We start from the raw sequence: 13,263 nt of genomic DNA, 5'->3' as shown, positions 1-13,263 counted from the left end.
GCATCAAAATTCATATGAATATCAAATTTTGATGCATTTATGTTATTCTAAATAAATTATGGATGTACTTATTTACTTCTTCATGATTTTTTTCCTGCAAACATCTCCATTAGCACTTAGTACCTCTACAACATAAGGACCAGCAATTAAAACAGATAAAGAAACAACTGCTTGATTTTTAACAGCCAACACTTGTTGTCCTGTTAAAGAATATACATTAACTGCGCTAACTTCTTCATGAGAAGAAATAGTAATATTATTCTCTACCATTGTTGGGAATATTGATACCGTTGAAGCTTCAACTTCATTGTTAATAGCCGTGGCAAAAGTGTGCGGTGTAATGGAAGTAACAACTACAGGATCCATAATAACTTCAATACATGCTTGTGTATTGATACCTAGTGCATCATTCCATACAATAGTGCAGTATTTAGCTTGAGAATTTGTTGAAGTACCTCCTCTTGCATAACCTCTGCTATCAATATCTGTATATAGTTCTGTTACTGTGGTTTCAGAAGCTCTCTGTATTGAATATCCTTGCGTTTGTGTTGCGCCAGTCATATCCACTTTTAGCCAAATGGCAATCTGCTCATTCTTATCCACTTCTTTTACCGCTTCTGCTTTCCATGCATCGACTCCTCCATCATAACCCATTGCTTCAATAGGGTAAGTTCCTGGGGCTGGAGAGCCAATCCAAAGTCCTGCTGCTGCCAAAGAACTGTTCCAGGCAAAATCAGTTTCATTTTCATGTAAAATAACCGCACATTCTTTACCTAAAAAATAATCATTTAGTTGTACTACTATTTTCACATATCCCGTAGTCGTAATCGGTGTAGTTAGTTCTACTGTTTTAACAACCACATGGGCTGCATAACTCAATGTTGAGCATAAAAGTGCGATTGCTAACATCGCGATAACCTTGTTGAAGTTTTTCATAAAAATTAAATTTAAGTTGATTAATAAAAATGTTTGAATTGTGTTTCCTCGTTTTTAAAATTATCTTATTGTTTCGATTGTAACCGGACCTAACAGTCCTGAAGAATGTGGCTTTTCTCCTTCTTTTACATCATCAATAACCAACCAGGTATACCTTTGGTCATCAGGTAATTTTTCATCCTTTATCAGTTGATTCCTCCAAAGGTTTACAACTTCAATCTCCAAATCGTTTTTCCCTTTTTTTAACGCATTTGTAACGTTTAATCGATATGGAGATATCCAGACACCTCCCAACGCTTTCCCATTTATCTTAACCTCGGCCATTACACTTACTTTACCCAGATTGATATAAAACTCACCGTTTGCAGGAAGTTGATCAATGCTAAAGGTTGTTTTATAAATAGCAGAACCAGAATAGAACTTAATTTTATCATTATCTGATAACGACCAGTCTGTAAGTGTATTAAATACAATAGGTTCTTTAGGGCCGATTTCCTTATTTGTAAAATCCACACTAAAAGGTTGCTCAATAGTTTGTAGCAATTCCGGCTCAGGAAAATTAGTTGCATATCCTTCTTTCACACTCCTTCTTTCAGTATTTACAAAGACAACAAAGCAACTTTGAGCTGATTTTAATTTAATAGGTACAATGGATCCTTCATCTGTAATTTTATAATCATTTAAAGCCCTTACTTCACCGCTAACAGCATCCCATAACTGTGGTTTTAAAGATTGATCTACGCGAAAAGTTGGTTTAATATCAATCTCTCCATCACTCTGGTTAGTGATAAAATAAATCTCCATGCCAGGCATTCTACGATGCGTCCATAGTAAAGGAACATCTTCGGGTAAACCAAAATCCTTTTTCAAGCTTAATGCTGTAAAAACTTCTGATAAATTGTATCCATCCAATACCTTTCCTTTACCATAGGAATTACTCATTTTGCCTTCAACGTATGGTGCTGCCCAAAGCTTATCGGCCATTTTTTTAACATCAACATCACATTGCGGATAATCTTGAAGACTTGGAGACTTAAGTGGTTTTTGTCCTAAAATAATTCCCCCTTGTTTTATCAATTGTTCCAACTTAGCTAATACTTCCGGACGCATGGTTTTTACTGGAGGCAACACTAAAATACTATAGGACATTCCATCGGGTAATACAAACTTGCCCTCTTTAACTGTCAAACGATCAAGAATGACTTCTGCGTTGATATAATCATATGAGTAACCATGAGGGATTTCCGGGACACGCCCCCCTGTCATTATCGGGGCATCTTCTCCTATAAAGTAACATACATCAGCTGCATAGTTACCCTGTTGTAAAAGATGTTGACACCTGCGCAAATAATCAAAATAGTTATCGGCTTGATTGAACCAGGTGTTGTGCCGGTTAAACTCTGTACTAAACCAGGCATTCATCCCCGGTTTTCTGTTATCATCAGGTTGCTGAATATATAGATGAAGTACAAAGTGATTAATTCCTTCAGTCAAGGACCAATCGCCACGTTTTTTTAGCATAGCCGGATGCCTTAGATAGGATTTACGGCTTGCGGTAAATGCCTCGGCCGAGGTTATTCGTTTTCCATAAGTGTGCGATGTTGATGAAGAAGCCTTGCATTCAATATTACCCAAACTTCCTTCGTTCCAGAACTCCCCTCCTATTAAATCTGACTGTCCGCCATACATCATAAATTCTCCTGGAAATCCCCAATGCCCGTAATTCTCTAACCAGGTTTTTAAATTATGTTGTTTACTTGCTTTACGCAAACCACCCACATATTCATACGCTACATCATCGGCTATCGACCGACGTAAATCCCATAAAAAACGCTCCGATTCCTCAACACTACCAACGATTCTGCCGGATAATACAGGCAAGTATTTAACCGGGTCGTATCCATATTTTTCTTTGAACTTAACTTCATAACCGTCTGTCCAGTTTTGCGATCCCATCTCATAACTATCAGCAATCACATATTTAAAGGCAGACTTACTTTCTTCCGGGATACGTTTCAGGAATTCCCCCACAAAATTATCGAAATGGAACTGTGCTAATTCACCATTCATTTTATCTATTTCGTATCCTTGTCCCTGCGGTGCAGAAGGTGAGTTCTTAGTTCCGGTAGGTGACATTCCAATACGCAATATTGTCCACTCCCCCACTGGTGCTTCCCAAGTTAGCAATCCATTGGAATCCAACTTATCACTGATATCAATAAGCTCTTTAACATCTATACACAACTCTCTTGATACTTGATCACCTTGCATTTCCCAACTATATGTGTTCCATTGAGGCGTTGGTGTCGGGTGCATTTTGCCCAGTTGTTTTTCGATATATCTATCCAGTACAGGTGCTTCTGAAATATTTATTTCGGCAAAACCATATTTTCTTGAACGAAGACTTTTAAAGTTATTACAAACTAATTTGAATCGCTTTGATTCTGCATTGGGTAAACTCAATGCTAAAGCGCCTTTAGTAATGGGGCCAACATTTACACTTAGGTTGCTACGGTCAAATACAAAAGCCTTCACTAACTTTTCTTCTCCATTTAGTTCGGCATACAATTTACAGTTGCAGCTAAATGGCTGACTTGGGTTTATGGTTATTTGACGAGCTTTAATCGCCTCGCTCAAATTAAAATTAAAACTTAGTTCTAGATTTTTTTTCGCGGGAAAAGTAATTGCCGTTGTTAGATTATTATCGATTAAATTATTTAGCTCAAATCCTTTTTTACTGCAATTTAATATAGTGGGAATATTAATTAAATCTCTTTTTTCACCATCAGCAGTTTTAAATGCCAAAGTATGCGTATCCTGAAATTCTTCTTTAGGCTTAGGCAAATGCACTTTTATAAGCTTACTGCCTTGAACCTTAGTCTCACTATAAGTAAGGTAGCGCATGGCTTTTGTATAATCAACCCAGGGACCACCTGACTGACTCCATCCCGGACAATTAAATATACCTATGTCAACCCCTATTCTCTTTCCTTCAGTAACGGCATGCACCATGTGCGACCACCAATCTTCACTTAGCATGGGTACTTCTCCGTCGACACCTGCCGGATTAATATTACCTATAAGAGCCACCCCAATACCAGCTTCTTTCATTGCCAAAAGATCTTTTGTAATTCCATCCTTCGAAATATCGTCGTTTATCCAATACCAGTAACACCATACCGTATTGGTATCCGATGGAGTTTCAAAGCCAGATTTTATTTGCTGAAACTTAGTTTCTGGAAATTGCGGGCCATTATTACAAGAACAAAATATAAGAATCGCAGAAATGAAATAGAATAAACATCTCAATGAAAAACCTGACTTCATGATTGAATTATTAACAATTAATTTAAAATACTATACTAAATAAGCTTATTACCACCCAAACTTTTATGGTAATTATCTCAATATTTCTTTGTTTTGTACCAAGAGCACCTACAATAATGAATATTAGCACATTAAAAACCTCAAATCAATACTACTTCTATACTTTAGGGGGCATAATTAGGTATAAAAACAAAACCCTATTTTCAGAAATAAATACCAAAAAACAGGATTTTATATGGTATAAAAAAGTTTGAAGTATTATACCATTTTGACTATGAAATTTGCACTTGTTAAAACCGGATTATGTATTGGAGGTTCGTCATAAGCATTGCAAGTACAATAAAACAAGGCATTACTGAAACGAGGCATAACTTGTCCCGATTACTTTCGGGAGCATCGTTCTGGTGAGTTGAAGTGATGCAACGAAGTGCCTTGTTTTAAAGTAATTTCAATGTGTAATATAATTTCTAATGCATATTGCGGGTTAAAATGCCTGTAGATTAATTCAATCATTGGAAAGTTTGAATTAACAATTTCTATCTCACAGATAATTTCTTAGTCATAGTTACGTTATTACTAGTGACTTTAACTACATAAATACCGGTTTGTATGTTTAGTGTTTTAGTATAATGTGTAGAATCAAACTGTTCACTCAATATCAGCTCTCCTGTAATTGTATATAAAGACACTTCATTACCGTAAGCGAAATTCGACTCAACAAATAGTTGGTTGTTAGCAACATAAGCATTAATCTCTGAGCTTTTAGTTTTTGACACGGGGGTACTCTCATCAAAAATCAATACCAATTCATTTATACTCACCCAATTACTTGCGTAATTATGACACTCAGTAACAGTAAGTTTGACGTACCGTCCTTTTTGAGTTGAAAAATCATCTGAGATAGGCTGAGATGTATGTGTATTGCTGGTTCTGTCAACCACTTGTGTAAAATCGCCTGAAGATGAATTTGAAACTTCAATTTTAAACTGATAAGCTCTACTTTGATAAGTCCATAACCTTGATCCAATAATTTCTTTTTCAACACCCAAATCAATAACTACAGATTTAGGAAACTCCTGAGCACTCCAGCGAGCATCATCTGTTATATTTCCATCAAATAAGTTCACGGCCAAATTAGGGTCCTGTTCCCCATCCACTGAAGATATGGTATAATCCTTTTGCGAAACATAATCCGGAACATCATTTCCAGGATCGGTGGCATCCCCCGACTTTGCCTTAATTTGAATCCAATCCAAATTAAAACCTCCAACCACTCCAACAATACGTATTTTTTGAACTCCTGCCATTAGGCTTACATTTTCTGTTGTAGTTTTAAAATTAGTTAAGCTAGGAGTTGTGGTTAAATTGGTTGTTGCCAGGGTGGTACTTCCGGATGTTACTTTTACACTTTTAGTACCTCCCGGAGCTGCAGCGTGTATGTCTATTGGGTAAGTTCCATCCTCTGGCACGTCGATGGTAAACTCGGCATAATCGTTGACTCCCCATGCATTTAAATAGAATACTGTATTGCTCCATCGAGTCACATTAACGCCACTCTTTCTGGTATAATACTCAGCCTCAATTTTTGCAGGAACATTAAATGTTTTTGAATTGACTACTAAAGTTTTTTGTACAGTAGCTGAAGTAAAATAATCATCTCCGGTATCAGAAACGGTAATTGTTGCACTTCCTGTGCCTAGGACATGTCTTACTATATCATCCCAAACAATGGCCACCTGATTATTAGGGCAGACAAAACGTAAATTGGCGTTGGGATTATTACTGGTGGCCACAAGGTTAAATTCAGGATCTCCTGATGTTTTTGGCGAAATAGCCTCAAAAGTAATAACTTGTGTTTGCTTAGGGACCGTAAGCGTTTGGCTAATGATAGGAGCCGCATTATAGGTTACATCACCAGGCTGCCTAGCCTTAATGATTGTAATACCAGCTCTTTTAACTTGTAGCTTACCATCCACAATTACAGCTACATCTTCGTTAGAGCTTGAATATTCCACATCCAAACCAGAGGTAGCTGTTCCCGATAATACTTCACCCGCAGAACCCCATACGTGGGTACTATTAACTAAAGTAAAGCTAATTGTTTGATTGCTTTTACCGGTATTCGCATTTACCGTTAATGTTTGAGATACATCAGGTGCATTATCATATTCACCATTACCCATCTGGCTAGCAACGATATCACAGGAACCTACTCCCATTATTTTCACCTTATTTCCTTCAAGAATTTGTGCCACATCAGGATTTGATGAAGAATATGTTACTGTGAGTCCGGAACTGGCTGTAGCCGATAATGTAAAGTCGGCATCACTTTCACTTACTGCAGGTAGCGCATCAAAAGTAATAGTTTGAGCCGTATACTCAAGCTTTATTATATCGAAAACATAACAATGAATAGGTACTTTATCGCTTGCTTTTTTTTCGGCATAAACAGCTACGATTTTGCCATTTTCCATTTGGACCTGACTCTTTTGAACGTCGATTCCCGTGTTCAAGATATAATCTGTGCGCCACTCATAACTACCTGCCTGACAACTTTGCACTGTTAAAACACCATTGCTCGAAGTACATTTAAACATTCTGTTTCCATAAAACATACCAGGACTACCTTTACCTCTTTCTTCAGTAAATTCTGTTTCACCATCTTTCCTCAGATAATTATAATGAGTGGTATTCTTTGGACTTATTTTTAAATAGATGTCATTTTTAGGAGAAATAGCTGCATCCGGTCCACCTGCCCATCCTTCAGTAGTCGGAATACTACGAGGATCTGCTATTAAAAACGGGGCATGGTCAATAATGGGGAGGTTATACGTTTTGCCATCAACAGTAGTAGCGGTTTTATCCATTCTGGGTCCTAAATTTGCTATATACACACCTTCATTTAATCTGGTAGGTGATTCTGCCCATCTCACAGAGTACACATAGTAAAAGTTCCCATTAAAAAGATAAGGCTTACCATAACAATAATTTCTTTCTCCCTGCGTAACTTCAGCACCTTTCCCTTGCAGTACTTTTACTTCATTCGTCCAAGTATTACCATTGTAATAGCTAACCATCATATCTCCACCAACAGCAGAACCATTTCTTCTCTCAAAGAATAATTCCCCTTGATCGTTATTTATCATTTTGGGATAAGTTACACCAGTAACCTTTTTACCTGAAACTAAATAATCTCTCTGAGGCAGAAAATTATCAGCCATAAATTCTCCATCGGCAGCAAAAGCAATATTCTTTTTGGAAACAATATAATTCAGGTCTTCATTATGGTGGTCATACATAATATGAACGGTACCATCAATAGGACATATCCCTATGTTGGTGGTCAGGTGGGTATCTCCTTTTCCGCCTACCAGGCTTAATTTACCAGGTAACGCAACATTCACCCAACTTCCTGCTCCAATTTTCTTTCTAGAAACCATTAATGTTCTATCCAAAAAACCACCTCTGTACCATGTATAAAAAACATAACCGTTGGATACTTTTACACAATTACCATGCGGGTTTATTGCCGCACCATAATGGTATGGTTCCGGGTCGTCTGCCTTCCAAAAAAACAAAGCTTCATCGGTAACCTTGGTATTTTCAACAAACGTTACTTGCGCATTACTAATATTAATACAAAAAACAGGAAAGAGGTATATTAAGACATTGGACTTTATTAGCTGAAGTAATTTTTCTTTCATAGCATTTTAATTAATCATTGATTATTGAATTTGGATTATATGGTTTAGAATAAAGTATAAATCCTTGTAACTGGGATTATACCTGAATTCATTTTACTTTACCAAAGTAAGTATAGGTGTTTGACAATAAATTTTTTAATTGAATTGTATCAGGTTTTATCGAAAATGAACCATCTCCAAGTAGAATACCAATTTTCTTATTTATCCAGCAATCAAGCATATTTAGATGAAGTAAATTTCAGATTCAACAAATCCAGTACATTGTTAAATACCAAACAAAAAAGCATTTTACTTCTCAAACACAAAGTAATCCAGACGCATTAAATCATCGCCCTTTCCCACAAAATGAAAACAAATATCCTCTACCTCCTTCGCATCTACCAGATTACAAGAAACGTAAGTGTACTTATCATTTCCTCCTGTAGGTTTCACAATCGCTTTTCCCAACAATTTTCCATTTGCATGGCCAGATCTAACCTCAATAACCCCTCCTACAGATGAAGCGAGGTGAAATTTAACAGATTTTTGACTTTGTATATTTGCCATATTGGGATAAATAAGCGTTGCCCCATGCTGAATATTCTGCAATTCAAAACCACCCGTTAGGCACTCTCGCTTCGCTGCTCCATTTGCTTTCATATACCATTCGGCCTGAATACAGTCCCATGATGCATCATATTGACCAACTCCTGTTTCAAAATGAGCATCTAAATAGGCTACATCGCTTACCATTCTTCCATCATCGGTATAATGTAAATAGGTCATATACGACTCTCTGTATCGGGCTATATCTTTACCTAAATGAAAATGACACCAGGTATGAAACCATTGGTTATTCCAGGTAAAATAGTTGCCATGTGCTCTACTATGTAACCCATACTTCCCATTTCCGGAATTCCCGATTACTTTATATGGGCCATATACATTTTTTGAAGTGGCATAATGCGAACCAGCCGACAAATAATATATCCCATTTCGTTTATGCAGATTAGGTTTATCGTTGGCTGTCATTATATCAAAGGCATTCTCCACAACAATTTCTTTGGGTTGCTCAGCTAACGAAATCATATCTTCATTTAGTCGGGCGATATACCAGGCCAATGCTTGCGTATCTTTCCGGTAATGACCGAATACGATATATGCTTTATTATCTTCATCAACCAATACAGTAGGATCATACTCCTGAGTTGAAGTTAATTCAACATCGAGTAATGGTTTACCTAATGCATCTTTATATGGTCCTTCAGGTTTATCAGCTACCATAACACCGGTATTGGTATTTCCGTTGGAAAAATAGAAATAATACTTGCCATTCATGCTCGCTGTTTCTGTAGCCCAACATCTGTCAGACTCGCCCATATAAGTTTCTTTAGGATAGATGTAACGTTCCAATTTCCAGTCCGTCAAATCATCTGAAGACCATATTTGCCAATCGGGCATATTAAATTTATTGGATGTATTACTTGCATCACGTGTAGTGAATAAATAAGCCTTATTATTAAAAATATAACAATGCGGATCTGCCATTCCAAAATCCTTTTTGATTGGATTTTGCGCAAACAAGCCATGGGTTGAAAGAATGACTATTAGTAAAACAGATAGATTTAACGGTCTCATTTTTAAATGTTTTTCAAATATTAAAAAAGGGCTTTAACAGATTAATTAAAGCCCTTTTACTTGTTACGTTGAAATTAAAAAACACAATTTTATCAGATATGTGATGCAGTGTGAATTCTCAATCCATCTTTCATTAAAATGAATTCACTTTGATCTTAATTTTATTAACACCCGGGGTTAAACGCACTGAACCAAACAAAGTATTAACCGTTTTACCGTTCAGGCTAATTTCATCTTCCGGAGCCAGATCTATCACAAACTCACCAACCATATTAGCCGGTAATTCAATGGTATACTCTTTCATGCGTGCACCTATCTTTTTATAATCAGCTTTGATATTACCCTTAATAGTTGGCACTTCAATGGAACTCTTTTGTAAAGTAGACAATTGAGGCTTAAGGGTTACCACATCAAATCCGGGAGTTTTAGGCTGAATACCCCACATACCACGTGGAATGATATTAGCAGGTGCGGCACCCCAGGCATGGTTCCAATCTCCATTACTTTTATACTTCATATCCCAGGCTTCTAAAGCAACAGTAGAACCGATTTTAATCATGTTATACCAGCTTCGGTCGTGTGTAGCCGTCATTAATTCCAACGCATAATCGGCCTCGCCGGCTTTATATAATGCTTCCATTAAATACTGGGCTCCGTACACACTACATGCCATTCCTCTTGATTTTACATGCTCCACAACACCCGCCTTGCGAGATTCTGGCACGACATCAAAAGCTAATAATATCATATTGGCATGTAAAGAACCATGATCGGTACCTACTCCATCAACATAATACCCTTTATTCTTGTCGTACAATTGCTCATTAATCGATTTTTTAACTTTTGAAGCTCTATAAGCATAATCCGCAGCTTCCTCTGGTTTATTTAGTACCGTTGCAAACTGTTCCATGATTTTCATATTGTGGTAATAGAAACCATTTACAACCGTATTTATCGGTTTAAACACATATCCATCGCGCTCTCCGGGAATTGGGCCTTTGCCTCCAAAGTTTTTTGATTGAGGAGGCCAATCTACAATGTCTTTTAAAACCCTTGTGGTATCTCTAAAACCAAGCCTTTTAATTAAGTCAACATTGTGGTTAGGCGACGTGGTACTAATGAATCCATCTTCAACCTCCAGCTCCATTAAGGTTTTGACTTTTAAACGCTCGTAATACTTTTCAATCAATTCAGTGTTACCGGTATACATGTAATCCTGGTACATCATCATAGCTACATGTAATTGCCATTCGGTTGGCCAGGTCGGCTTACTCACAAAGAAGAACTCAATTGTTTTACGCGCAATCGAATACTCGCTATCAACACTATAATGACTTAATTGATTCAAATAAGCATCAGCTTCATATGGAATACGCTCACGGTCTCCATCTACATAGTATCCTGCAAAAGAAGTAGCCTTTTGCGTGTACTTACACATTTCCCAAACCTGGTTTAACACATCACTCGAACTTTTAAAAGAACTGTTATTGTCGTTGAAGTAATAAAAATACGCTTCTTGATTTACATCGTCCTCTTTTAAATCGTTTTCGCCTTCAATCTCGGCATAGCGGAATGGTAATAAAACAGGGAAAGAATCTGGCAAGGCTACTGCCAGGTGGTTGGTATTACGCTCATCCGCAACAAGCGGTAATTGGTAACTTCTTTTACCCGGTTTTACATCAATTTTAACTTCGGCATAACGGATTGTTCCACCCGGCTTTCTATCGATTTTACTATCTTTCAACTTTTCTCCTACGCGAACCGTCAATGTTTCTGCGTTTTTTGCTGAATAATTAATGTTCATATTAGCAAATGCATGCTTACCAAAGTCAATAAAGTACGATCCATCTTCTCTTTTTTCGAAAGAAGCTGGTTGAATGTGCTCTACCAAAAACGAGTTATGAGAAGTAAGCTTTTCTCCAAACTCACCTGTAGTGAATTGTTGAGCCTCAGAATACTCAGAAATACGATTGTAGGCATCAAAGTATCTTACCTTCCAAAAATAAGTTGAGTTTGCTTTTAACGGCTTGCTACCCAACTCCACGTTTGTTGATTTATTGCTACGCACATTTCCACTATTCCAAACATCACCATTGTTCTTGTCGATGGCTTCTTTAGATGAAGCAACAAGAATTTGGTAACCTTTTTGAATCTCAGCAGATACAGGTAACATCCAGCTAAATTCAGGCTTGTTATCAATAATTTTTAAGGCTGCCGGTTCCTTCAAATATTCAACTGTTAGCCCGGTAGGTTTCATCGCAAATGGGTCCGCATATCTTTCAGCTAATTCGTCATTCTTGGCTCTAAGTTCCTCTAATACTTTTTGGTATTTTGTTTTACCGGCAAGGTTTTTAATCTCTTTCGGGTCTTTAGTTAGATCATATAACTCTTCGTAGGTCTTGTCGTTTACATAACGTAAGTATTTCCATTTTGAGGTTCTTACCCCTTCGCTTGGCGGAATAGGATCAAACTCCCACAGGTGCTCAATCAATACGGTATCACGTTCTAAAGAAGATTTTAACCCTGAGACAACCGGTGCCAAACTTTTTCCCTGATATGTTTCCGGGATAATGACATCTGCTAAATCTAATATGGTTGCAGGAATATCAATGTTTAACGCCATATCATCAAGATCAAGATGCTTTCCGGCTCTGGGATCAAAAACGATGAGGGGCACCCGCACCGAATTATCGTACATCAGCCACTTACCTGCAATTTGACGCTCACCCAAAAACTGGCCATTATCGCCCATTAGTATAATAACAGTATTTTTATCCTGACCTGTTTCTTCAAGTTTCTTTCTGATTTTGGCTATCTCCAGGTCAACACCGTAAATCATTCGGTAATATCCTTTCACACTATGCTGATACTTTTCGGGAGTATCATATCTCCAGCCCCAGCGTAAACGGTTAAACCCATCTCTTACCATTTTTGGTAGTGCTTCAAAATACTTATCATCTGAGATGCTCGCTTGTGGCAAATCTCTATCATTATATAATTCACCTGGCTCTTCCTGCCAGAAATATTGCAAAGGAGCCCCATCGTGTGCATGTGGTGCGCTAAAACTTAATGACAAGCAAAACGGTTTGTCTTTAGGCGCTTCATCAATAAAATCCAAGGCTTTTTGTCCGGTATATCTTGTAAGGTGAACGGTATCTCCATCCAATGTTTTATAATAATAACCGCGATAATCTTTATAGCGATTCTCCCTGTCATAATCCTCAATCTTATCAAACATTTCATCTTTACCTGAAAACTTAACGCCAAATTTCCCATAAAAACCAGTGTAATACCCAGCTTCTTTCAGCAACTTTGGATAGGCCACTTCCATAAATTCTTCTCGAATTTCACCGGTTTGAAAAGTATACCTGTGCGTACGTTCGTGGATTCCTGTAAATAAACTGGCCCGGCTAGCAGAGCATATTGGAGTAGCAGCAATTGCTGTAGTAAAATATGTCCCTTGCTCAGCTAATTTATCCATCTCAGGGGTTTGAATTTCTTTGTTGCCGGCATACCCCAATGCATCCCAGCGTTGATCGTCGGTTAGGACAAAAATAATATTTGGTTTGTCATCTCTTTTATTTTCACTACCCTTTGTTACTCCATTTTTTGCGTACAGCTGAAAAGATACAGCTAACAGTATAGCTATAAATGAGATTTTAACACTTATTTTTTTCAT

The 13,263-nt window shown here is 37.4% G+C and carries 5 protein-coding genes; all 5 read right to left on the bottom strand.

Annotated elements, in window-relative coordinates; translation table 11 throughout:
* Positions 1 to 72: 72 nt before the first annotated feature.
* Positions 73 to 936: a T9SS type A sorting domain-containing protein gene (locus tag ACT29I_RS00595; protein ID WP_444792469.1), complete on the bottom strand. Its 864-nt coding sequence runs from the start codon at positions 934 to 936 to the stop codon at positions 73 to 75.
* A 60-nt stretch (positions 937 to 996) separates the two neighbouring features.
* Positions 997 to 4,263 carry a glycosyl hydrolase gene (locus tag ACT29I_RS00590; protein WP_430937312.1) on the bottom strand — a complete coding sequence of 1,089 codons (3,267 nt, stop codon included), beginning with the start codon at positions 4,261 to 4,263 and terminating at the stop codon, positions 997 to 999.
* A 536-nt stretch (positions 4,264 to 4,799) separates the two neighbouring features.
* Positions 4,800 to 7,967 carry a BNR-4 repeat-containing protein gene (locus ACT29I_RS00585; RefSeq protein WP_430936937.1) on the bottom strand — a complete coding sequence of 1,056 codons (3,168 nt, stop codon included), beginning with the start codon at positions 7,965 to 7,967 and terminating at the stop codon, positions 4,800 to 4,802.
* A gap of 288 nt (positions 7,968 to 8,255) precedes the next feature.
* Positions 8,256 to 9,584, bottom strand: coding sequence for a family 43 glycosylhydrolase (locus ACT29I_RS00580; protein WP_430936935.1), 1,329 nt, complete (start codon positions 9,582 to 9,584; stop codon positions 8,256 to 8,258).
* Between the two features lie 133 nt (positions 9,585 to 9,717).
* Entirely contained in the window at positions 9,718 to 13,263 is a 3,546-nt protein-coding gene (locus tag ACT29I_RS00575) for an alpha-L-rhamnosidase-related protein (protein ID WP_430936933.1), read from the bottom strand.

It is taken from the genome of Saccharicrinis sp. GN24d3 (assembly GCF_052400645.1).
GTDB lineage: Bacteria > Bacteroidota > Bacteroidia > Bacteroidales > Marinilabiliaceae > Saccharicrinis.
This window is presented reverse-complemented; position numbering and strand designations above follow the sequence as displayed.

Coding starts and splice junctions, on each gene's coding strand:
- ACT29I_RS00575 (WP_430936933.1), bottom strand. CDS start 13,263: ATGAAAAAAATAAGTGTTAAAATCTCATTTATAGCTATACTGTTAGCT.
- ACT29I_RS00590 (WP_430937312.1), bottom strand. CDS start 4,263: ATGAAGTCAGGTTTTTCATTGAGATGTTTATTCTATTTCATTTCTGCG.
- ACT29I_RS00580 (WP_430936935.1), bottom strand. CDS start 9,584: ATGAGACCGTTAAATCTATCTGTTTTACTAATAGTCATTCTTTCAACC.
- ACT29I_RS00585 (WP_430936937.1), bottom strand. CDS start 7,967: ATGAAAGAAAAATTACTTCAGCTAATAAAGTCCAATGTCTTAATATAC.
- ACT29I_RS00595 (WP_444792469.1), bottom strand. CDS start 936: ATGAAAAACTTCAACAAGGTTATCGCGATGTTAGCAATCGCACTTTTA.